This is a genomic window from Stenotrophomonas acidaminiphila (assembly GCF_014109845.1).
Lineage (GTDB): Bacteria > Pseudomonadota > Gammaproteobacteria > Xanthomonadales > Xanthomonadaceae > Stenotrophomonas > Stenotrophomonas acidaminiphila.
The window spans coordinates 542373-565208 of record NZ_CP043567.1 but is presented as its reverse complement, the minus strand read 5'-3'; the positions used below and the strand labels follow the sequence as shown (position 1 = coordinate 565208).

Below are 22836 nucleotides of genomic sequence, written 5' to 3'. Positions count from 1 at the left end.
CGTGCCTCAGTCGCGCGCGTCGTCGCCCAGGCCCAGCGCCAGGGCCCGTGTCAGCAGCGTGCGCAGCCGCGCGGTGTCCATGTGCGGATCGTGGATCGCATGCACGGCCAGGCCGTTGATGAAGCAGCGCATGAACACCGCGCGCAGCGCCGCGTCTTCCGGGTCGAGGGCCACGCCACGGGCATCGGCCCGGCGCTGCAGCCACTGCACCAGGTCTTCGCACGATTCGCGCTCGAAGCGGTTCAGGACCTCCGCCACCTGCGCGTCGCGCAACCCCAGCGCGCTGATCTCCGACAGCAGACCGGCATGCCGCATGTCCGGCGCGCCGCGGCCCCACGCCGCGTAGGCGGTGATGAGTTCACCGACGAAGTCGGAGGTGACCGGCACCTTGTCCAGGCCCTGCCGGTCCTCGTCCAGCTGCATCTGCACCATCGCCAGGATGATGGCGCGCTTGTTGGCGAAATACCGGTACAGCAGGCTGATGCTGATTCCCGCTTCGGTGGCGATGTCGGCCATCGAGGTGGCTTCCAGCCCATTGCCGATGCAGCACCTGCGCGCGGCCTCGAGGATGCGGCGGCGTTGCTGTTGCGCGTACTCGGAGGGCGGCCTGGCGGCCGGACGTGCGGTCGGACTCATCGGTTCTGCATGGCCCTGGGAGGGTTCTGGCCGCGCAGGGTAACCGAATCCATGACAGGTGAACGGTCATTCACCTGTCATTTCCGGCCACCAGAATCCGTCGCGCCTCCTACCTACGACGAGTACCCAGACCATGACCCATCCTCTTTCACGAGCGGTGGCCGGCGTGCTGCATACCCGTGCCGCGGTGCTGTTGGCCGTTGCCTCGGCGGCGCTGCCGGCGTTCGCCGACGAGCGCCCGGAAGACGCGCCCGCCGCCGGCCTCGAAGCGATGGCGGCCACCACCCTGGATTCGGTGGTGGTCAGCGCGCAGAAGCGCGAGACCAACCTGCAGGAAACGCCGATTTCGGTATCGGTGGTCGGTGCCGAAGCGCTGGCCGACCGCCATGCGATCTCGCTGGCCAGCCTGGCCGACGGTTCGGTGCCTTCGCTGCGGGTGGCGCCGTTCGCCACCCGCTCCTCGGCGCTGAACATCGGCATGCGCGGCATCGGTGCCTCGGGCGATGCCAACCAGCCGGCACGCGACGCCGGCGTCGGCGTGTACGTGGACGGCGTGTTCCTGGGCCGCTCGCAGGGCCTGGGCATGGCGCTGTACGACGTGGAGCGGATCGAAGTGCTGAAGGGCCCGCAGGGCACGCTGTTCGGGCGCAACACCGAGGGCGGGGCGATCAGCGTGATCACCCGCCAGCCGACCGGCGAATTCGGCCTGAAGGCGACCGCCGGCGTGTCCAACTACGGCGGCTACAACGCCGGCGCGCACCTGGACCTTCCGCGCGTGGGCGATTTCAGCTTCAAGCTGGACGGCGTGCTCGACGCGCGCGGCGGCACCACCGACAACCCGATGCGTGGCCAGCGCGACTTCAACGCCTACGACAAGCGCGGCCTGCGCTTCACCACGTTGTGGCAGCCCAGCGCCGACTTCCAGGCGACCTATGCCTACGACTACTCCTACGACGCGACCACGCCATACCACGCGCAACTGTTGGTGGCCGGCCCGTATGCCAGCCAGGCGCAGCGCGAAGGCGCGTCGACCGGGCGCCGCGACGGATCCATCTTCGGCGGCCCGCAGGAAGACAGCGTCGGCAAGACCGACGGACACCTGCTGGTGATGGACTGGATGCTGTCGGACGCGCTGCAGCTGAAATCGATCAGCGCGTACCGCGAGCTGCGGCAGAGCCAGTTCGACCAGGGCCTGGTCGATGTGATCTCCACCTTCGCGCCCAATGGCGAGTTCGGACGCTACAGCCTGGCCCAGCTGTGGCAGCACCAGTACAGCGAGGAACTGCAGCTGATCGGCAACACCGACACCCTGGAATACGCGGTGGGCGCGTTCTACTACAGGGAAGCGGTGGCCGACAACGCGCAGACGCCCAACACCCTGCGCTGGAACGCCGACGGCAGCGGCTACACGGTGATCAACGCGCCGCTGGACCTGGGCAAGGTCCGCATCGACCGCGCCAGCAAGGCGTGGACCGACAGCCTGGGCATCTTCGGCCAGGCGACGTGGACGCCGGCCGCGTTCGACAGGCTGCACCTGACCGCGGGTGGCCGCTGGACCCGCGACGAGAAGGAAGGCGTGCTGCGCACCCTGAACGACGCGCCGTCGGACCTGGCCTTCGACGGCAAGTGGAGCCGTTTCGACCCGATGGTCAACATCGCCTACGACCTGGGCAGGGACGTGATGGTCTACCTGCGCTACAGCACCGGCTTCAAGGCCGGCGGCGCCAACTCGCGCTCGTTCAGCTACCGCGCCTTCGCGCCGGAGGAAGTGAGCGCGTTCGAGCTCGGCCTGAAATCGCAGTTCTGGGACAACCGCGCGCGGCTGAACCTGGCGCTGTTCGATTCGCGCATCGAGAACAAGCAGATGGATTTCTACCTGCCGCTGGCGCCGGGGCAGAGCCGTACGGTTTCCGACACCACCAATGCCACCACCACCGGCACCTCGCGCGGCGCGGAAGTGGAGCTGAACATCGTGCCGCTGGACTACCTGACGCTCAGCCTGAACTACGCCTACACCGACATCGGCGCGCTGCAGGCACCCAATCCCTATGTGGAGGGTAACCCGGTGGTGACCGTGTTGCCGCTGTACGCGCCGAAGAACGCCGGCAGCCTGGCGGTGGACTACCTGCTGCCGCTCGGCGCCGCGGCGCTGAAGTTCCATGTCGATGGCAACTGGTCCGACGGCTTCTACACCAGCGAAATCGAGCAGACGCTCACCGACAGCTCGTTCGTGGTCAATGCGCGCGTCGCGCTGATCGACGTGCCGCTCAACGGCACCGGCGCGACCGCCGAGTTCGCGTTGTGGTCGCGCAACCTGCTCGACGAGCAACACCTGTTCTACAAGAGCAGCAGCACCTCGCTGGGCAGCTACGGCATTTTCAACGACCCGCGCACCTTCGGCGCGGAAATCAGCATCCGCTTCTGACCGACGGGAGAACCCACCCCATGCAATGCAGGAAAACCGCCCTGGCGCTTGCCCTGGCCTCGCTCGCCGCCGCCGCGCACGCCCGCCTGCCGGCCGACGTGCAGATCGAACGCCTTTCGCCGACGCGTATCGCCGTGGTCTGGAGCGGTGCGCTGGTGCCTGCCGAGAAGCTGGACGTCGGCCTGGCCGCCGCGCCGGGCAAGCCGGTGGACGGCGCCACGCTGCGCGATGACGTGGCCGGCAGTGCCGGTCGCGTCGAACTGGAGCACGCCAGCGGGGTACGTCCCTACGTGTGGATCGGCGACAACAGGGGCAACGAGACCACCCTGGGCGAGCGCGTGCTGCCGCTGCAGGGCGGGGTGAACTTCCGCGACCTGGGCGGCTACCGCACCGATGATGGCCGCAGCGTGCGCTGGGGCCGGCTGTACCGCAGCGGGGTCATGGCCGACCTGACCGACAGCGACTATGCCTACCTGCAGCGGCTGGGCATCACGGCCATCTGCGACCTGCGCGACAGCCGCGAGCGCAGCCATTCGCCGACGCAGGCCGGGCGCATCGCCCGCGGCGGGCGCTACATCGCCTGGGATTACCAGCAGGACTTCGACGTGAAGGCGTTCGCAGGCGCCTTCGCCATGGGCGGCGACCCGCAGGAAACCGCGCTGCGGTTGATGGCCGCCTTCTACCGGCAGATGCCGGCCGCGTTCGCCGCGCGCTACCGCGAGGCGTTCGACGTGCTCAAGCAGGGCGACGGACTGCTGTTCAACTGCAGCGCCGGCAAGGACCGGACCGGCCTGCTCGCCGCACTGGTACTGACCGCGCTGGGCGTGGCCCCGGACGTGGTGGTCAACGACTACGCGATGAGCCAGCGCGTGCCCAGCCTGCAGCGCCTGCGTACGCGCATGGATGCCTCCGGCACGCAGGACCCGGGCATGAGCGCGTTGTCGCGCCTGCCCGAGCCGGCGCTGCGTGCGCTGATGGGCACCGATCCGATGTACCTCAGCGCCGCCTTCGACCAGATCCGTGCCGACCATGGATCGATCGATGCCTACCTGGAACAGCAGCTCGGGGTCGGCGCCGCCGACCGGGCGCGGCTGCGCGCGCTCTACCTAGAGCCGGCACCGGCATCGACCGGGACCGCCGCGCGCTGACCGCGGCTGCATCGATGCCTCCGCCCGTGCGCGCGGCGCCGGGGGCGTCCGCGCCGGCTTGCCCTGCCCGCCGCTTTGCGACAGGCTGCGCGCTCGCAGCGGAAGTGGAACACCGGCATGGCCGACATCGACAACAAACGACGCGCGCTGGTGACCGGCGGCAGTGGCGACCTGGGCGGGGCGATCTGCCGGCGGCTGGCAGCGGCCGGCGCGCACGTGATCGTGCATGCCAACGGCAACCTGGCGCGCGCGCAGGCCGTGGCCGCGGAGATCGCCGCCGCCGGGGGCAGTGCGCAGGCGGTTGCCTTCGACGTGGCCGACGGCGAGGCCACCGCGGCGGCGCTGGACGGCCTGCTGGCCGACGGCCCGATCCAGATCGTGGTCAACAACGCCGGGGTGCACGACGACGCGCCGATGGCCGGCATGGACGCGGCGCGCTGGCGGCGGGTGATCGACGTGTCGCTGCACGGTTTCTTCCACGTCACCCAGCCGCTGCTGCTGCCGATGGCGCGCACGCGCTGGGGCCGCATCGTCAGCGTCTCGTCGGTGGCGGCGGTGCTCGGCAACCGTGGCCAGACCAACTACGCGGCGGCCAAGGCGGCGCTGCACGGCGCCTCGAAGTCGCTGGCGCGGGAGATGGCCAGCCGCGGCATCAGCGTCAATGTCGTCGCCCCGGGCGTGATCGAAGGCCGGATGGCCGGCGATGCGTTTCCGCCGGAGCTGATCAGGCAGACCGTACCGGCCGCACGCGCGGGCCGCCCGGAGGAAGTGGCGGCGCTGGTGGCGTTCCTGTGCAGCGACGACGCCGGTTACATCAACGGCCAGGTGATCGGCATCAACGGCGGCATGGGCTGAGCCGCCGGCGGATGCAGCCAGCGGCCGGCGGCGCGGCTCACCCGCTCGGGGTGTCGTCGATGAGCGGCGGGTTGGCGCGGATGCTGCGGTGGACCCTGCGCACGTCGCCGTGGCGCAGCGCCAGCCGCACGATGTGCACGGTGATCCGGGTGAGGTCGCGCAGCGGGCGGAAGTGGCTGGGGCGGAAGCACTCGTCGCGGTCGGCGCTGCGGTAGCGCGATTCGATCGGCACCGACACGCAGCGCGTGCCCAGTTGCCGTGCCGCCGAGATCAGCACCTGCGCCTCGAACACGAAGTCCTCGCCGGGCACGTCGCGCATGGCGATCACCCCGGCCGGGTAGAAGCGCTGCCCGCTCTGGCTGTCGGCGACCTGGTAGTGCGTACCCCAGGCCACGCCCCAGTCGCCGAACTCGTTGGCCAGGCGCCGCAGCAGCGGCTGCGAGGCGCGCTTGCGCAGCCGCGCGCCGATGATGATGCAGCCGGGGTGGCGGTTGGCGCTGGCCAGCAGCCGTGGCAGGTCGGTCGCCGCGTGCTGGCCGTCGCCGTCCATGGTCAGCACGCCGCGCAGGCCACGCCGCACGGCTTCGGCGAACCCGCTGCGCAGCGCCTGGCCCTTGCCGCCGCGGCGCGCGTGGCGCAGCACGGTGACCGGCAGGTCGGCGATGCACTCGACGGTGCCGTCGTCGGAGCCGTCGTCGACCACGATCACATGCGGGCAGAACGCGAGCGCGCCGCTCACGACCTCGCGGATGCGCAGCGCTTCGTTGAGCGCCGGGATCACCACCGCCACGTCGTCCGGGCGCAACATGCGGGAATCAGCCATGGCCGATGTCGATCCGCAGCGCCAGGTCCGGGCTGGCCGGCAGCAACACCTGCGTGCGTTCCAGCGCCAGCGCCTCCAGCAACGGCAACGCCGGCTGCATCGCATTGCCGGCCAGCCGCCGCGACAGCGGCCCGGCATCATCGGCGGCGTCGGTGCCGGCGCAGGGCTCCAGCGCCACGCGCAGCGTCGGCAGCCCGGCGCAGGGCGTGCGCGACAGCACCAGGGCGACGCCGAGCAGGCCTTCGCTGGGGGCCACTTCGCCGAGCGGCCCGCACGCCGGGCCGTCGTAGGCGACCAGCAGCACCGCCTCGCTGCCGGCGGCCAGCTGCGCCATCGCCTCGACCAGGCCCTGCGCGAAGCTGGCGCGGCCGGCGCTGATCGCGGTGGCCGGTACGTGCGCGCCGGTGCCGATGGTCCAGTACCCGGCGGCGGCGTTGTGCACCGAGTTGTGGAAGCGGGTCGGCGATACCGCGCGCGGGTCGCTGGCCAGCGTCGTGCACATGTAGTCGCTGATCGACATCTCGCCATGGGTGGAGGTGAACACCGACGGCAACTCGGCCGCTTCGCGCCCGGCCGCCTCGCAGGCGGCGAGTGCCGCTTCCAGCGCCACTGCGACGGTGGCCGGTGCGCGGCGGCGCTCGTTGGCGGCCAGCAGCATCGGCGCAGGCCGCGCCGGCACCTGCGCCGGCTGCACGCCCGCCCGTGCCCAGGCGCACGCCGCGTCCCAGTCGGGCAACCCGCTGCCCCAGAATCCGATGCCTTCGACGACCGCTTCGCGCATGCGCCTCATCCCACCTTGCCGAACACCAGCGAGCAGTTGTTGCCGCCGAAGCCGAAAGAGTTGTTCATCGCATGGCGGATATCCGCCTGCGCATTGTCGAACCGGATCTGCGGCCCGCAGGCCGGATCGGGAACCGTGCTGTTGAGCGTGCCCGGCAGCAGTCCGTCGGACAAGGCCAGCAGCGCGAACACCGACTCGACGATGCCGGCCGCGCCCAGGGTGTGGCCGGTCCAGCCCTTGGTCGAGCTGGCATGCAGCGACGGCGGGAACAGCGCCGCCACTGCGGTGGCCTCGATGCCGTCGTTGGCCGGGGTCGAGGTGCCGTGCAGGTTGAGATATCCCAGCTGCGCGGGATCGAGTCCGGCGCTGTGCAGCGCCTGCTGCATCGCCAGGCGCGCGCCCAGCCCCTGCGGATGCGGCGCCGACATGTGGTGGGCGTCGCTGGATTCGCCGTAGCCGCTCAGCTGCAGCGCGGTCTCCGGGCCGGCGCCGGCGCGCTCCAGCACCGCATAGCCGCCGGCCTCGCCCAGCGACAGCCCGCTGCGGCGCGCGTCGAACGGCTGGCACGGCGCAGTGGCGACCAGCTGCAGCGAGTGGAAGCCGAACAGCACGCTGCCGCACAGGGTATCGACCCCACCGACCAGGGCGGCATCGGCGAAGCCGGCATGGATCAGCCGCGCAGCCTGCGCGAACACCTTGGCGCTCGACGAGCAGGCGGTGGCCACGGTCACGCAGGGGCCGCGCAGCCCGGTGGCGGCGCGGACGAAATCGCCCAGCGCATGCGGGGTGTGGATGCGCGGGCGCTGCAGCTCCGGCGGGAAATGCGCCACGCCGGCGCTGTCGGTGTGCAGGCGCGCGTACGCCTCCTCGGTGGCGCCGATGGCGGAAGTGGAGGTGCCCATCACCACCGCCACGCGGCGGGCGCCGTGGCGGGCGACGACCGCGGCCACGGCGTCGAGCAGGCCGTCCTGCTGCAGCGCCAGCCACGCCAATGCGTTGTTCCGGCATTCCAGGCCGGCCAGTGCCGGCGGCAGCGCCACCTCCTCCACGCCGTCGACGCGGCCGATCCAGCAGTCCAGCGGGTCGGCGCCGAAATCGTTGCGGCGCAGGCCGCTGCGGCCGTGCGCCAGCGCCTGGCGCTGCGCATCCAGCCCGGCGCCCAGCGCGGTGGTGGCGCTGTGCGCGAGGATGTTCAGCGGGAGCAGGCGCGGTGGCGAGGCGGCGGTCACGCGGTCTTCCGGGCATTGGGCGGGGCGCGAGTATATCGGGGCGCCCGTCCACCGTACGGTGTCCCGGCAGGGTGATGGCGTGCGCATTTCTTGATGAAAATGAATGAAGCCCCGGCAAAGATGCGGACGACGGCGTACGGCAATGCCTTTCACCGGCGTCGGGTTTCCGACACAATCCCCTGCATTCCCAAGCAGGGCAACGCCCGCGGGCATGCAAGCCTACGTCTACAAAAGCCAACGCAAGCAGGACACCTACGTCTACCTTGCCAAGCGCGACGACTTCGACGCGATCCCGGCCACGCTCGGCGCCGCCCTGGCGCCGTTCGCGTTCGTGCTGGAAGTCGCGCTGACCCCGGAACGGCGGCTGGCCCAGGCCGACGCCGCGCTGGTGCGTGACAACCTGGCCGCGCACGGGTTCCATCTGCAGCTGCCACCGCAGCCCCTGGCGCCGGTGAAGATCGCCCGCATCGACGGCCGCGATGACTGACGCCCGCCGTACCCGTGCCTTCGGCGCGCTGGCGCTCGGCGCGCTGCTCGCGCTCGCTACCGGGTTCGGTGGCGTGGTGGCCGCCGCGTGCGGCCTGCTGGCGCAGCCCGCGTTCGCGCTGGCGGTGGCGTGGTGGCGGCGCACGCGTGCCCCAGCGCCGCTGTCCGCGCTGCCACGGCAGGACCTGCCGGGCCTGCTTGCGGTGTGGACCGCCGGCACGCTGCTGCTGGCATTGCTGGTGTCCTGGCCGCTGGCGGCGCTGCACGACAGCGGCAGCCTGCAGGCGGTACTGGCCCTGTGCGTGGCGCTGAGCATCGCGGTGGCGGCGCTGTGGCGCACCTGGCCGCTGTGGCAGGCGCTGGAACGCGAGGGCGGCACCCTGCGCGCGCAGGGACAGGCACTGTCCTCGCGGGCCATGGATTCCTGGCATGGCGTCGGCGCGGCGCTGGTGCTGTGCCTGCTGTGCGCGGCGGTGGTCGCGCCGGCCTGGCCGGGCCTGGTCGGCGACAGCCTGCGCTGGCCGCTGGCCATCGCCGTCGCCCTGCTTTCGCCGCTGCTGCACGCCGCGCTGCAGGCGCTGCCGGCCGCGGCGCCGGCCGCGCCGGTCGTGGCGGTGCAGGCCTTCGATCCGTTCGCCGAGGCCCTGGCCGAACCGGCACCGCTGGAGCCGATGGCGCAGCACGAATGGGTGCCGCAGCTGTACGAGGCCGCGCGCGCCGGGCGCGTCGACCGCGCCCTGCAGCTGCTCGATGCCGGCGCCGATCCGCACGCGCCGCCGCCGGCCGATTCGCGCGACCAGCGCAGCCTGGTGGTGCTGGCCGCGGTGCTGCCCGACCTGCGCCTGCTGCGCGCACTGATCGGCCGGGGCGTGGACGTGAACCTGGCCCATCGCGGCATGACCCCGCTGCTGGCGGCGACCCGCGACAGCTGGCATGGCCGCCCCGAGGCGGTGATGACCCTGCTGGCCAACGGCGCCGATCCGCGCGCCACCGACGCCGACGGCAACACCCCGCTGCACCACGCCGCACGCAGTTCCGACCCCGGCGTGGCCGCGCTGCTGCGCGATGCCGCCGCCGAGATCGACGCGCTCAACCATGAAGGCCACAGCCCGCTGGCGGTGGCCTGCCAGGCCGGCAACTGGCGGCTGGCGCGGTTCCTGCTCGAACGCGGCGCCCGGGTCGAACCCGCCGATGGCGTACCGGTGCTGATTCCCGCCGCCGCCACCGAAGACGACGATGCCGCCGGCGTGCAACTGCTGCTCAAGCACAAGGCACGGCTGGACGCGCGCGACCGCCGCCGCCGCAGCGCGCTGCACGAGGCCGCCGCGGCCGGCCACGGCGACATCGTCGATGCGCTGCTCGCGGCCGGCGCCAATGTCGAGCCGCGCGATGCCGCCGGCCGCACGCCATGGCTGGACGCTGCCGCGCATGGCCATGCCGGCGTGCTCGAACGCCTGCTCGCGCACAAACCCGATGTCACCGCGGTCGACGGCGAGGGCTGCAATGCCGTGCTGCTGGCCTGCCGCGCCGAGAACGTGACCGCGGCGCTGGTGCGCCGCCTGCTGGAGCTGGGCATCGCCGCCGATGTGGTTGCCGCCGATGGCCGCCGTGCCATCGACCATGCCGCCGCCGCCGGCCGCTGGAGCATCGTCTCGCTGCTGGATCCGGCGTATCCGCTGCCGGCCGCGGTCAGCGACGCGCTTGCCGGCGGCGATGCCGGCGATGGCGCGGCCGCGCCGCCGCAGCTCAGCGACCGCCCGCCGCTGGCGCTGCTGCGCGAGGCGCTGGCCTTCGGCAACACCGAGGGCATGGCACCGCTGGCACGGCTGTGCTCGGCCCGGGAACTGGGCACGCTGCTGCACGACGTGGAGCTGGCGCTGCAGCCGCGCGTGGTCGACTGGCTGCTGGCGCACGGTGCCGATGCCGAGGTGCTCGATGCCTGCGGCGACACGCCGATGTTCGCGCTGCTGGCGCGCGGCGTGGATGCCATTCCCACGCTGCAGGTACTGCTGCGGCACGGGGTTTCGCCCGCCGGCCGCGGCGGCCTGGGGCGCCTGCTGGCTGCCTGCGTGCAGCACGACCAGGGCTCGCGCGGTACCGAGCAGTTCGTGCTGGAGCTGCTCGACCAGGGCGCCGACCCGTTCGGCGCATCGCCCGCCGGCGATCCGCCGCTGGCGCTGGCGGTACGCCTGGGCTGGCTGAAGGTGCAGCACTGGCTGCTGGTGCATGGGGTCGACCGCGAGGCGCGCGACAGCCACGGCATGACCGCGCTGCACCTGGCCACCGCGCTTGCGCGTGAGGCCTCGCTGAAACAACTGGTGATGCATGGCGCCTCGCCGGACGCCCGCGCCGCCGACGGGCAGACGCCGCTCGGCGTGGCCCTGTCCAGTGGCCGCCGCGACCTGGCCGACTGGCTGGACTGGCGCGGCTGGCCGTTGCCGCTGCGCGCGCTGCGCGAATCCGACGTGCCGGCCGCGGCGATGGCCGGCGACGCCGACGCGGTGCGCCGCCTGGTCGAACTCGGGCTGCCGGTGGATGCGGTCGATGCCCAGGGCTGCACCGGCCTGCTGCGTGCGGCCGGTGGCGGGCACGTGGCCACGGTGGACCTGCTGCTGGCGCGCGGTGCCGACCCGCAGCACGCGGCCGCCAGCGGTGCCACGCCGCTGTCGGCGGCGGTGAGCATGCGCCAGGCCGCGATCGTCACCGCCCTGCTCGACGCCGGTGCGCGCATCGACCACCGCCTGCCGGGCGGCGTCACCGTGCTGATGCTGGCCGCGGCGCTGGGGCTGCCGGACATCGCCGCCAAGCTGCTGACCGCCGGCGCCGACGTGCATGCCGGCGACGACCAGCAGCTGGCGCCGCTGCACTGCGCCGCGCTCTACGGGTTCACCGCGCGCGACCGCACGCGGCTGCTGGCGCTGCTCGACACCCTGCTGCTGGCCGGCGCCGAGCCGGACCAGGCCTCGGCCGGTACGGTCACCCCGTTGCTGCTGCTGCTGGGCGCGCGCGCCGAGCCGGGCACCGCCTGCGACGAGCACGTGGTGCTGGCCGCGGTCGAACGCCTGCTCGACGAAGACGTGGCGCTGGACGTGCGCGATCCGCGTGGCTTCGGCCCGCTGCACCTGGCCGCGCTGCATGGCCTGCCGTTGCTGGTGCAGCGCCTGCTGCGCGCCGGCGCCGACCCCGAGCTGCGCGACGCGCTGGGCCGCAGCCCGCGCGAGATCGCGGTCATGCGCGGCTTCATCGACGTGGCCGGCGAGTTCGAACCGGCGGTGCCGGGCGTCTCGTCGATGGCCCGGTTCCTGCGCGACCGCGGCTGACCGCGGTCGCCTTCCGCACCTGCCGGCAGCTGCCGCTGCCGGATGCCGCAGCGATGCGGTAGCTTCAACCGCCGCCGGTGCCGCGTGCGCGCGTCACTCGCGGTTCGCCGTCGGCCGCTGCGGCGAACCGCCGTCCTCGTCGTCGCCGGCGTCGGCCTCGAACAGGTGCATCAGGTCGGCGCGCGCGTCGCGCGAGGTCTGCATCACCGCCGCTTCGTCGTCGTAGACCAGGTGCTGGGCCTTGAGCAGCTTCTCGTCATGCTCGCGGAAACGGCGCACGTGCTCGCGCGCGGTGTTCTCGGCGATGCCCAGCGCGGTCAGCACCCGTTCGCTGATTTCCAGGCTGGAGCCGAACACTTCGCGGAACGGCTCGGCCGACATGTCCATCAGTTTCCATGCGTGTTGGCGGTTGCGTGCGCGTGCCAGCACCTTGGCGTGCGGGTACAGCCTGCGTACCAGCCGCACCGCGCGCAGGTTGGTATCCGGGTCGTCCATGGCCATCACGAACACCCGGATCTGGTCGCCGCCGGCCGCGCGCAGCAGGTCGGGGCGGGTGGGATCGCCGTAATAGAGGTGGTTGCCGAAGCGGCGCAGGTCTTCCACCGTGCCCGGGTCGGCTTCCAGCGCGACGAACGGGATGCGCTGCGCGGTGAGCAGGCGCGCGACGATCTGGCCGAAGCGGCCCATGCCGGCGATCAGTACCTGCGGATGCTGGGCCTGGGCGTCGTTCATGTTGTCCGGGGCGCGTTCCGGGCCCAGGTTCGGGGCGCGCGGCCGCACCAGCTGCTTGAGCCCGATCATCAGCAGCGGGGTCAACGCCATCGACAGGCTGACGATGGCCACCAGCCTGTCATGGTTGATGCGCCCCAGCAGGTTGACGCGCTCGGCCTCGTTGAACACGACGAAGGCGAACTCGCCGCCCAGCCACAGCACGCTGCCCAGCATCAGCGCGCTGCGCAGCGGCATCCGCGCGGCCAGGCCGATCAGCACCAGCAGGCCGAACTTGACCGCCAGCAGCACACCGACGCCGATGGCGATCACGGTCGGCTCGGCGGCGATGCGCGCCAGGTCGATGCTCATGCCCACGGCGATGAAGAACAGCCCCAGCAGCAGGCCCTTGAACGGCTCGATCTGCGACTCGATCTCGTGGCGGAACTCGGAGTCGGCCAGCAGCACGCCGGCCAGGAACGCGCCCAGGCTGGGGCTCAGCCCGGCCGTCTGCATCAGCCACGCCGTGCCCAGCACCACCAGCAGCGCGCTGGCGGTGAATACCTCGGGCATGCGCGTGCGCGCGACCATGCCGAACAGGTGGCGCAGCACCGGCCGGCCCAGCAGGATCACCACGGCCAGCGCGCCAACGGCGGTGGTCACGTTCTGCCAGGTCAGGGTTTCGTTGCGGATCCCGCCCAGCAGCGGGATCGCCGCCAGCAGCGGGATCGCGACCAGGTCCTGGAACAGCAGGATGGCGAAGCCGAGCCGGCCGTAGTCCGTGTTCAGGGCCTTGTGCTCGGACAGCAGCTGCAGGCCGATGGCGGTGGAGGACAGCGCCAGCGCGGTGCCGATCACCAGCGCGCTCTTCCACTGGAAGTTGTAGAGCAGCAACAGCCCGCCGAGCACTCCGGCGGTGACCAGCACCTGCAGCGCGCCGCCGCCGAACACCGTGCGCCGCATCACCATCAGCCGCGACGGCGAAAGCTCCAGCCCGATCACGAACAGCAGCATCACCACGCCGATCTCGGCGGCGTTGAGGATGCGGTCGGCGTCGTGCACGAACGCCAGCACGTGCGGGCCGAGCACCACGCCGGCGGCGAGATAGCCCAGCACCGCGCCCAGCCCGAAGCGCTTGAACACCGGCACGGCGATGACGGCCGCCAACAGCAGCACCAGGGCCAGTTCCAGACCGCCGCCATGCATCGGGATCACGCTCGGAGAAAGTGAAGGGGAAAGTGAAGGGGAAAGGCGGAGCCGTGGCCGGGGCGGGCGCATGCGGGTGCCTGTACGAAAGAGTACCGCGCGCCTGCGGCCTTGGAAAATTTCACGGCACGCCGCTTGACCCCGCCGCGCGCCGGTCGCAGACTCGCGCAGCCGCCGGCCCGTGCCGCGCGGTACTTCCTTCGGAGTCCCACCCATGCCCAGCGACAGTAGAAGTCGATCTCGTCCGACGTCGGTGACGGCCAACGCCTGAGTGGGTGTTTCGCCGCTGCCGGCGTTGCGCCCGCAACCCAGCAGCCGACCCGGTCGGCAAGGCGAAACACGATGAACCAGAAGCAACTCCTGCGTCCGGCAGCGGACGCCAGCGCCCTTGGCGCACCCCTGGCCGAGTTCAACACCGCCGACGCGGTGGTCCATCTCAACCAGCTCGAACAGGCCGCTGCCGGCGCGGTGCTGGCGGCATTGCCGTTGCCGCGCGCGGTCAAGCTGCTGGAAGCGCCGGAGCTGCAGCATGCCGGCGAGCTGGTGGCGTCGATGCCGCCGGCCCGGGCCGCCGCCCTGCTCGGGCTGATGGCCGACGACCGCGCCACCGACATCGTCCATGAGCTCGACGAGGCGCAGCGCGCGCGGCTGATCCCGCTGCTCGACCCGGAGGCGCGCCGCTCGATCCAGCTGCTGCTCAGCTACCCGCCCAACACCGCCGGCGCGCTGATGACCACCGAGTTCGTCAGCGTTCCCGCCGACTGGACCGTGGCGCGGACGCTGCAGCACATCCGTGAGGTCGAGCGCACCCGCGAGACGGTCTACGCGATCTACGTGCTCGACCCGCGCACCCGGCAACTGCTGCAGGTGGTGACCATGCGCCGGCTGATCACCGGCGCGCCGTCCGACTCGATCCTCGACGTGGCGCAGGTCAACCCGCCGGTGAGCGTCGGCCCGGAACTGGACCAGGAGGAAGTGGCGCAGCTGATCCGCCGCCACGACCTGCTGGCGATCCCGGTGGTCGACGCGCAGCAGCGCATGCTCGGCATCGTCACCGTGGACGACATCCTCGATGCCCTGATCGACGAGTCGACCGAGGACGTGCACAAGTTCGGCGGCGTCGAGGCGCTGGACCGTCCCTACATGCAGATCGGCTTCTTCGACATGATCAGGAAGCGCGCCGGCTGGCTGAGCGTGCTGTTCCTCGGCGAAATGCTCACCGCCAGCGCGATGCAGCATTACGAGGACGAACTGGCGCGTGCGGTGGTGCTGACGCTGTTCATCCCGCTGATCATGAGCTCGGGCGGCAACTCGGGCTCGCAGGCGACCTCGCTGCTGATCCGCTCGCTGGCGCTGCACGAACTGCGCCTGCGCGACTGGTGGAAGGTGGCACTGCGCGAACTGCCGACCGGCGCGGTGCTGGGCGCCATCCTCGGCCTGCTCGCCATCCTCCGCATCAGCGTCTGGCAGCTGGCCGGCCTGCACGACTACGGCGAGCACTGGAAGCTGCTGGCGGTGACCATCGGCGCGGCGCTGGTGGGCATCGTCACCTTCGGCTCGCTGTCCGGGTCGATGCTGCCGTTCGTGCTCAAGCGGCTGGGCTTCGACCCGGCCAGCGCTTCGGCGCCGTTCGTGGCGACCCTGGTGGACGTCACCGGCCTGGTCATCTACTTCAGCATCGCGGCGATGATCCTGGGCGGAACGCTGCTGTAGCGCGGTGGCGGCCGGTTGGCGGGCGTCTGGCGCGCGGCTGGCGTGGCATCATCGACCGCGCGCCCTACAGTCGTGGCTCCCCGGCACAGGTGCCACAGCATGGAGCAGGACATGAAACTGAATCCGTCGATCGTCCGCCGCCTGCGCGAGGCCAGGCACTGGTCGCAGGAGCAGCTGGCCGCCGCCGCGGGCCTGGGCCTGCGGACCGTGCAGCGGGTGGAGGCCGACGGCGTCGCCTCGCGCGAGACCCGGGTCTGCCTGGCGGCGGCGCTGGATACCGACGTGAGTGCGATGCTGGACGCCGGTCCCGGTCCCGGTCCCGGTCCCGGCCCGGTCGCCGCGGCCCGCTGGCAGCCGTGGATGCTGCTGGTCATGGCCGGCGTGCTGGTGTTCGCCGCCGGCACGACGCTGGGGGCGCCGAGGGTCGTCGATTACGTCGCGATCCTGCTGGTTTCGGTCGGCGTGCTGGGCCGTTCGCTGACGCGCTGAGGACCGCGGCATGGCCGCCGCGGCCGCTTGATCCTGCTCATGCCGCGGGCACCGCGACGCGTGTACCTTTGACCGGGTTCCCGTTGCCGGCATCGCGATGAGCACCTATCACCTGCAGACCGTGTTCCGTCCCCGTTCCGTGGCCGTGGTCGGCGGCAGCCCGCGCGAGCGCTCGGCCGGGCGCGCGGTGGTGCGCAACCTGCGCGCGGGCGGCTTCGCCGGGCAGATCGGCTGGGTCAACCCGCGCCACGCCGAGATCGACGGCATGCGCACGGTCAAGCGGCTCAAGGACCTGCCGTGGATACCGGACCTGGTGGTGGTGACCACGCCGGCGGCGATGGTGCCGCAGGTGGTGGCCGCCGCCGCCGACCTGGGGGTGGCCGCGGCCATCATCCTCACCGCCGGGCTCGGCCGCGGCCCCGGCTCGCTGGCCGCGCAGGTGGAGGCGGCGGCGCGGCCGAAGGGCATGCGCATCCTCGGCCCGCACTGCCTGGGGGTGATCGCGCCGCACGCGCGGCTCAACGCCTCCATCGCCGCGCATACCCCGCAGGCCGGCGACCTGGCGCTGATCTCCGAATCCAGCGCGATCGCTGCCGCGCTGGTGGAATGGGGCGTGGCGCGTTCGATCGGGTTCTCCGCGGTGGTGTCGCTGGGCGATGCGCTGGACGTGGATTTCGGCGACCTGCTCGACTATTTCGCCGCCGACTACCGCACCCGCGCGATCCTGCTCTACGTCGACCAGATCAGCGACGCCCGCAAGTTCATGTCGGCCGCGCGCGCGGCGGCGCGCGCCAAGCCGGTGGTGGTGGTCAAGTCCGGGCGCCAGCCGCGCAGCGCCGGGGCGCGCGCCGAGACCCATGCGCAGACCCTGGCCGCATCCGATGCGGTGTACGGTGCGGCGTTCAACCGCGCCGGCCTGCTGCGGGTGAACGCGCTCGACGAACTGTTCACCGCCGCCGAGACCCTGGGCCGGCTCGGCACGTTTCCGGGCAACCGGCTGGCGATCCTCAGCAACGGCGGCGGCATCGGCCGGCTGGCGGTGGACCAGCTGCAGGCCCTGGGCGGCACCCTGGCGGCGCTGTCGCCGGCCACCGTGGCGCACCTGGACCAGGCATTGCCGCAGGGCTGGTCGCGCGACAATCCAGTGGACATCATCGTCGATGCCGGCGGCGACCGTTACGCCGCCGCGGTGGAGGCGCTGCTGGCCGACGAGGCCAACGACGCGCTGCTGGTGGTCAACGTCCCCACCGCGTTCACCTCGTCGGCCGATGCGGCGCAGGCATTGACCCGCACCCTCGGGCTGCGCTCGCGGCAGCTGCGCGACAAACCGGTGTTCGCGGTGTGGCTGGGCAACGACGAGCAGGCCACCGCCACCCTCAACACCGCGCGGGTGCCCACCTATCCCAGCGAGGCCGAGGCGGTGCGCGGATTCCAGCACCTGGTGCGCTACCGCCAGGCGCAGGCGGCGCTGATGGAGACGCCGCCGAGCCTGCCGGCCGATTTCGTGGTGGACGCCGCGGCCGCGCGCGCGCTGGTGGAGTCGGCGCTGGCGCATGGCCAGCACTGGCTGGACCCGGTGGCCACGCACGCCCTGCTGCAGGCCTACGGCATTCCGTCGCTGGCGGTGATGGTGGCGCGCGACGCGCACGAGGCGATGGAGCTGGCGCAGCCGCTGCTCGAGCGGGGTGCGACCGTGGCGGTCAAGGTGCTGTCGCCGGACATCCCGCACAAGTCCGACGTCGATGGCGTGCGCCTGAACCTGGGCACGCTGCAGGCGGTGCACATGGCGGCGACCTCGATCCTGCAGCGCGCGCGCGAACTGCGCCCGGAGGCGCGCATCGAGGGCGTGCTGCTGCAGCAGACCCTGGTGCGGCCCAAGGCGCGCGAGCTGATCGCCGGCATCGCCGACGATCCGGTGTTCGGGCCGGTGCTGGTGTTCGGCCGCGGCGGCACCGCGGTGGAAGTGATCGACGACAAGACCCTGGCGCTGCCGCCGCTGGACCTGCGCCTGGCGCACGAGGTGATCGGCCGCACCCGGGTCTCGCGCATCCTCAAGGCCTACGGCGACGTGCCGGCCGCCGACGAACGCGCGGTGGCGCTGGTGCTGGTCAAGCTGGCGCAGCTGGCCGCCGACATCCCCGAGATCCGCGGCCTGGACCTCAACCCGCTGCTGGCCGACCGCGACGGGGTGATGGCGCTGGACGCGCGCATCGCCATCGCCCCGGTGCGGCGGCTGCACAAGGGCCGCGGCCATCCGCGTTTCGCGATCTTCCCGTATCCGACCGAATGGGAACGCACCATCGAACTGTCCGACGGTGCGCGGGCCTTCGTGCGCCCGGTGCGGCCGGAGGACGACGCGCTGTTCCGCGCGTTCTTCGCCCGCGTCACCGACGACGACCTGCGCCTGCGCTTCTTCCAGTCGGTCAAGCACTTCAGCCACGAGTTCATCGCGCGCCTGACCCAGCTCGACTACGCCCGCTCGATCGCGCTGGTGGCCATCGACCCGAAGAGCGGCGACATGCTCGGCGCGGTGCGCCTGCACGCCGACGCCGACTACGACCGCGGCGAGTACGGCATCCTGATCCGCTCCGACCTCAAGGGCCACGGCATCGGCTGGAAGCTGATGCAGATCATGATCGAGTACGCCGGCTGGCAGGGCCTGAACGTGGTCGAGGGCCAGGTGCTGCGCGAGAACAGCACCATGCTGGCGATGTGCCGCACGCTCGGCTTCAAGGTCAAGCCCGACCCGGACGACCCGGCGATCATGAGCGTCACCCTGCCGGTGCATTGCAGCGGCGACGGTACCGGCTGAGCGCCGGCGGCGCGACAATGGCGCCATGCAAACCGCCACCGCCGGGAACCCGCCCGGGAAAACCCCGCTGCTGTTGCTGCCGGGCCTGCTCAACGACGCCGAACTGTGGCGCGCGCAGATCGCAGACCTGTCCGACGTCGCCGACTGCATCGTCGGCGACCAGACCCGTGGCCAGACCCTGCAGGCGGTGGCCGCCGACGTGCTGGCGCAGGCGCCGCCGCGGTTCGCGCTGGCCGGGTTCTCGCTGGGAGGCTTCGTCGCCCAGCAGATCCTGCGCGTCGCCCCCGCGCGGGTGCAGCGGCTGGCATTGATCGGCGCCTCGATCCACGCCGATTCGCCGGAGCGCGCAGCGCAGCGCCGTGCCCAGCGCGCCAGCGTGCGCCTGCCCGGCACCTTCCACGGGTTCGGCGACCGGCTGATGCGCAGCTACATCGACGCCTCGCGCCTGCACGACCAGGCGCTGGTGCACCGCGTGCGCGCGATGACCACGCGCCTGGGCGCGGAGGTATTCCTGCGCCAGAGCGCGCTGGAACGGCTGGACGGCCGCGACGTGCTGGCCGCCTACCGCGACCCGCTGCTGATCGTGTGCGGCGCCAACGACCGCATCACCCCGCCGGCGGTCAGCGGGGAAATGCACGCGCTGGCACCGCATTCGCGGTTGCTGCTGCTGCCCGGCTGCGGGCACCTGGCGCCGATGGAAAAGCCGGCCGAAGTCAGCGCGGCGCTGCGCGACTGGCTGCTGGCACCGGCCTGATCCCGCGCGCCCGGATGCAGGGAACGCGCCTGCCCGGGGTGATGCCAGGCAGGGCGTACCCGCCGGTGCGCCGCGTCCCATGGCATCGCCAGCGCATGCCGGTGATGGCGGCCCCGAAACACGCGGTGGCGCTGCGCCAGCACGCCATCTCCGCGTCCCCATCGAGGTTGCGACGGTCGGCAGTGTGCGGGGGCGCACGAGCGGCCGCGGTTCGCGGTTCGTCCCGTGCAGGCTGGACGTCGCGTCCGGGCCGGCGCCGCGTTCAGCCCCCGGCGCTGGCCGCGTCGAGCTGGGCGATATCCGCTGCCGACAGCGACAGCCGCGCGGCGTCGAGAACCTCGCGCAGCTGCGCCACGCCGGTGGCGCTGACGATCGGGGCGGTGATGCCGGGCCGTGCGATCTGCCACGCCAGCGCGACCTGCGCCGGTGTCGCCCGGTGGCTGGCGGCGATGTCGTCGAGCGCGCCGAGGATGCGCAGCCCGCGCGGGTTCAGGTAGCGCGCGACCACCCGCGCGCCCCGCGCGCCGCTCTTGCCGGCGTCGGCCGCGTCGCGGTACTTGCCGCTGAGGAAGCCGCTGGCCAGCGCGTAATAGCCGAGCACGCCCAGCCCGTGTTCGCGTGCCAGCGGTTCGAGCGCGGCTTCGTAGCCGGCGCGGTCGTAGAGGTTGTATTCGGGCTGCAGGCTCTCGTAGCGCGGCAGGTGGTAATCGGCCGATACCTTCAGCGCGTCGCGCAGGCGCGTGGCGCTGTAGTTGGAGGCACCGATCGCGCGTACCTTGCCGGCTTCGACCAGGCGCGCGAAGGCGCCGAGGGTCTCCTCCAGCGGCACCGACGCGTCGTCCTCGTGCGCCTGGTACAGGTCGATCACGTCGGTCTGCAGCCGGCGCAGCGAATCGTCCGCGGCGGCGTGGATGTTGGCGGCCGACAGCCCGGGGCGTTCGGACCATTTGCCGACCTTGCTGGCGAGCACCACCTTGTCGCGCTTGCCGCCGTGCCTGAGCCAGCGGCCGATGATGGCTTCCGATTCGCCGCCGCTGTTGCCCGGCACCCATGCCGGGTAGACGTCGGCGGTATCGACCAGGTTGAAGCCGGCCTCGACGAACGCGTCGAGCAGGGCGAAGGCGGTCTTCTCGTCCACGCTCCAGCCGAAGACGTTGCCGCCGAAGGCGATGGGGCCGACCTGCAGGCCGGAACGGCCGAGTTCGCGTAACCGGGTCATGCGCAGCTCCTTGGGATCGGCGCCCCAGCATAGACGCAGCGCCGTCCGGTTCCATTGCGCAGCGGTGAAAACAGCGTTCCGCATGCCCTGCGCGCGGCGCCGGGGCGCGGTGCGCGCATGCTAGGCTCGCCGGACTCCAACCGTGGAACCTCCCGATGAAGACGACCGCCCCGCTGGTTGCCGCCTGTCTGTTGTTCGCCGCCCTGCCTGTCGCCGCGCAGGCCCCTGCACATGCCGGCCACGACCACGCGGCCATGCACGGCGCACCGGCCGCCGCCGCGTCCGCGCAGTTGCAGGCCGCGGTGGGCGGGGACTGGCGCAGCCCCGCCAACGCTGCGCGCGATGCGTACCGGCATCCGCTGCAGACCCTGGAGTTCTTCGGCGTGCAGCCGCAGCAGACCGTGGTCGAGATCACCCCGGGCGGTGGCTGGTACGCCGAGATCCTCGCGCCCTACCTGCGTGGCCACGGCCACTACGTGGCCGCGGTGGTCGACCCGATGGCGCTGCCGGCCGGTAGCGGTCGCGACTACCAGCAGCGCACCCGCGACGGGCTGGAAAAGAAGTTCGCCGCCGCGCCGGCGCTGTTCGACAAGGCCACCGTGGTCGCCTACGACCCGGCGGCCCCGGTGCTCGGCAAGCCGGGTTCGGCCGACGTGGTGCTGACTTTCCGCAACGTGCACAACTGGCGCGCGGCCAACCAGGCCGAAGGCCTGTTCCGTGCGTTCTTCGCGGTGCTCAAGCCCGGTGGCACGCTGGGCGTGGTCGAGCACCGCGCCAAGGCCGACGTCGCGGCCGACGACAAGAGTGGTTACGTCGGCCAGGCCCAGGTGATCGCCATGGCCGAAGCCGCCGGCTTCAAGCTGCAGCAGAGCAGCGAGATCAACGCCAACCCGCGCGACACCAGGGATCACCCCAATGGCGTGTGGACGCTGCCGCCGTCCAACAACCACGACGCCGCCGATGCCGCCCGGTACAAGGCGATCGGCGAGAGCGACCGGATGACGCTGCGCTTCGTGAAGCCCTGACCGGGGCTGAAGGCAGGGCAGGGCGCGTGGACGCCCGCGCGGCGCGCCTTGCCGGCGGCCGCGCGCCCTGCCGTTGCGGCCGGTTGCGCAGCGCGGGGTGACGCCGCGACTGCGGGCCATCCCAGTTCGCCGTCGCCGTCGTCATCGTCATCGTTCTGCCCCGCCGCCATGCTCATCGCCTTCAACAAACCCTTCAACGTACTGTGCCAGTTCACCGACCGCAGCCAGCCGCCGCGGGCGACGCTGGCCGGTTTCGGCCTGCCCGGGAACGTGTACCCGGCAGGGCGCCTGGACTACGACAGCGAAGGCCTGCTGCTGCTCACCGACGACGGTGGCCTGGCGCATCGCCTGACCGATCCGCGCCACAAGCAGGACAAGACCTATTGGGTGCAGGTGGAAGGCGTGCCGACCCGGGACATGCTGCAGGCGCTGCGCGACGGGGTGCTGCTCAATGACGGGCCGACGCTGCCGGCGCGGGTGCAGCTGCTGGAGGCGCCGCCTGCGCTGTGGCCACGCGATCCGCCGGTGCGGTTCCGCAAGACCGTGCCCGACGCCTGGCTGGCGATCACCCTGCGCGAAGGACGCAACCGCCAGGTGCGGCGCATGACCGCCGCGGTAGGCCTGCCGACGCTGCGGCTGGTGCGGGCCGCGATGGGCGCGCATGCGCTCGACGGCCTGCAGCCCGGGCAGTGGCGGCTGCTGCAGGGTTAGGAAAGGGGCGGGCGCGCACCGCGGCGCGCGCCCGCAGGCATCAGGCGTCGCTGCCGATGTCGCTGGTCTCGTCGACCGTGGTCTGCGCGCGGCGGCGCTGGGCGATCTGCTGCGACTTCGCTTCCAGTGCGGCGTTGTCGCGCTTGTTCTTGCGGTAGATCGCGTAGCCGATCAGCCCCAGCCCGACCGCAGCCACGGCGATGGTGGCGGTGGGGTTGCGCCGCGCCACCCGGCCCACGGCGCGGCCGCCGGTCTTCATGGCGCCGATGGCGGCCCCGGCCTTGAGCCAGTCGGCGGCATTGGAGCCGCCGTGCTTGAGGCTGTCGCCGGCGTGGCCGGCCAGTTCCATGGCCCGTTCCAGGGCCGATCCGGTGATGTCGCTGAACTTGCTCATGGGGGAGTCCTCGGTTGCAGGGGCTGGCATGCAGTGTCGCGGCACGCGCGTGCAGGAAATGTTAGTCGCGCGCCGTGCATCGCATCATGCAGCAATGCCACG

General features: G+C 72.2%; 18 protein-coding genes. 11 read left to right on the top strand and 7 right to left on the bottom strand.

Annotated features, from left to right (window positions below; genetic code table 11):
* Positions 1-6 precede the first annotated feature (6 nt).
* On the bottom strand, positions 7-636 hold the full coding sequence (locus F0P95_RS02755; protein WP_182335604.1) for a TetR/AcrR family transcriptional regulator: 630 nt from the start codon (positions 634-636) through the stop codon (positions 7-9).
* Between the two features lie 133 nt (positions 637-769).
* Here F0P95_RS02755 and F0P95_RS02750 point away from each other — a divergent pair, with 133 nt between their 5' ends.
* From F0P95_RS02750 to fabG, 3 genes are all read left to right on the top strand, one after another.
* Positions 770-3061: a TonB-dependent receptor gene (locus F0P95_RS02750; protein WP_182335603.1), complete on the top strand. Its 2292-nt coding sequence runs from the start codon at positions 770-772 to the stop codon at positions 3059-3061.
* A 20-nt stretch (positions 3062-3081) separates the two neighbouring features.
* Positions 3082-4209, top strand: a complete 1128-nt coding sequence (locus F0P95_RS02745) for a tyrosine-protein phosphatase (RefSeq protein WP_182335602.1) — start codon at positions 3082-3084, stop codon at positions 4207-4209.
* Positions 4210-4326: 117 nt separating this feature from the next.
* Positions 4327-5064 (top strand): 3-oxoacyl-ACP reductase FabG, encoded by a 738-nt coding sequence (gene fabG, locus F0P95_RS02740; protein WP_182335601.1) that lies wholly within the window; start codon positions 4327-4329, stop codon positions 5062-5064.
* A 37-nt stretch (positions 5065-5101) separates the two neighbouring features.
* On the opposite strand, the gene F0P95_RS02735 is transcribed toward fabG, so the two are convergent.
* From F0P95_RS02735 to F0P95_RS02725, 3 genes are read right to left on the bottom strand one after another with little or no spacing between them, the layout of a single operon-like run.
* The gene (locus tag F0P95_RS02735; RefSeq protein WP_054668313.1) at positions 5102-5887 is read right to left on the bottom strand and encodes a glycosyltransferase family 2 protein; all 786 of its coding nucleotides are present in this window, start codon (positions 5885-5887) and stop codon (positions 5102-5104) included.
* Positions 5880-6668, bottom strand: a complete 789-nt coding sequence (locus tag F0P95_RS02730; RefSeq protein WP_182335600.1) for a beta-ketoacyl synthase chain length factor — start codon at positions 6666-6668, stop codon at positions 5880-5882. The genes F0P95_RS02735 and F0P95_RS02730 overlap by 8 nt, the downstream gene beginning before the upstream one ends.
* A gap of 5 nt (positions 6669-6673) precedes the next feature.
* Positions 6674-7897, bottom strand: coding sequence for a beta-ketoacyl-[acyl-carrier-protein] synthase family protein (locus tag F0P95_RS02725; RefSeq protein ID WP_425515896.1), 1224 nt, complete (start codon positions 7895-7897; stop codon positions 6674-6676).
* Positions 7898-8108: 211 nt separating this feature from the next.
* Here F0P95_RS02725 and F0P95_RS02720 point away from each other — a divergent pair, with 211 nt between their 5' ends.
* Both F0P95_RS02720 and F0P95_RS02715 read left to right on the top strand, forming a co-directional pair.
* The gene (locus F0P95_RS02720; RefSeq protein ID WP_182335599.1) at positions 8109-8384 is read left to right on the top strand and encodes a YcgL domain-containing protein; all 276 of its coding nucleotides are present in this window, start codon (positions 8109-8111) and stop codon (positions 8382-8384) included.
* Positions 8377-11703 carry an ankyrin repeat domain-containing protein gene (locus F0P95_RS02715; protein WP_182335598.1) on the top strand — a complete coding sequence of 1109 codons (3327 nt, stop codon included), beginning with the start codon at positions 8377-8379 and terminating at the stop codon, positions 11701-11703. The genes F0P95_RS02720 and F0P95_RS02715 overlap by 8 nt, the downstream gene beginning before the upstream one ends.
* 93 nt (positions 11704-11796) lie before the next feature.
* On the opposite strand, the gene F0P95_RS02710 is transcribed toward F0P95_RS02715, so the two are convergent.
* Positions 11797-13617: a monovalent cation:proton antiporter-2 (CPA2) family protein gene (locus F0P95_RS02710; protein WP_182336708.1), complete on the bottom strand. Its 1821-nt coding sequence runs from the start codon at positions 13615-13617 to the stop codon at positions 11797-11799.
* Positions 13618-13959: 342 nt separating this feature from the next.
* On the opposite strand from F0P95_RS02710, the gene mgtE reads away from it, so the two are divergent.
* The 4 genes from mgtE to F0P95_RS02690 all read left to right on the top strand — a co-directional run bounded on the left by mgtE (position 13960) and on the right by F0P95_RS02690 (position 19385).
* Positions 13960-15330, top strand: coding sequence for a magnesium transporter (gene mgtE, locus F0P95_RS02705; RefSeq protein WP_182335597.1), 1371 nt, complete (start codon positions 13960-13962; stop codon positions 15328-15330).
* Between the two features lie 111 nt (positions 15331-15441).
* Complete coding sequence (locus F0P95_RS02700; protein WP_182335596.1) at positions 15442-15819, top strand: helix-turn-helix domain-containing protein; 378 nt, start codon at positions 15442-15444, stop codon at positions 15817-15819.
* Positions 15820-15916: 97 nt separating this feature from the next.
* Positions 15917-18631, top strand: a complete 2715-nt coding sequence (locus F0P95_RS02695) for a bifunctional acetate--CoA ligase family protein/GNAT family N-acetyltransferase (protein ID WP_182335595.1) — start codon at positions 15917-15919, stop codon at positions 18629-18631.
* A 25-nt stretch (positions 18632-18656) separates the two neighbouring features.
* On the top strand, positions 18657-19385 hold the full coding sequence (locus F0P95_RS02690; RefSeq protein WP_182335594.1) for an alpha/beta fold hydrolase: 729 nt from the start codon (positions 18657-18659) through the stop codon (positions 19383-19385).
* Between the two features lie 262 nt (positions 19386-19647).
* Here the strand turns inward: F0P95_RS02690 and F0P95_RS02685 are convergent, their stop codons facing one another.
* Positions 19648-20604, bottom strand: a complete 957-nt coding sequence (locus F0P95_RS02685) for an aldo/keto reductase (protein WP_182335593.1) — start codon at positions 20602-20604, stop codon at positions 19648-19650.
* Between the two features lie 155 nt (positions 20605-20759).
* On the opposite strand from F0P95_RS02685, the gene F0P95_RS02680 reads away from it, so the two are divergent.
* Together F0P95_RS02680 and F0P95_RS02675 are read left to right on the top strand one after the other, a co-directional pair.
* Positions 20760-21629, top strand: a complete 870-nt coding sequence (locus tag F0P95_RS02680) for a class I SAM-dependent methyltransferase (protein WP_182335592.1) — start codon at positions 20760-20762, stop codon at positions 21627-21629.
* A gap of 168 nt (positions 21630-21797) precedes the next feature.
* Positions 21798-22340: a pseudouridine synthase gene (locus F0P95_RS02675; protein ID WP_182335591.1), complete on the top strand. Its 543-nt coding sequence runs from the start codon at positions 21798-21800 to the stop codon at positions 22338-22340.
* A 40-nt stretch (positions 22341-22380) separates the two neighbouring features.
* Here the strand turns inward: F0P95_RS02675 and F0P95_RS02670 are convergent, their stop codons facing one another.
* Entirely contained in the window at positions 22381-22734 is a 354-nt protein-coding gene (locus F0P95_RS02670; protein WP_182335590.1) for a mitochondrial import receptor subunit TOM20, read from the bottom strand.
* Between the last annotated feature and the right edge of the window lie 102 nt (positions 22735-22836).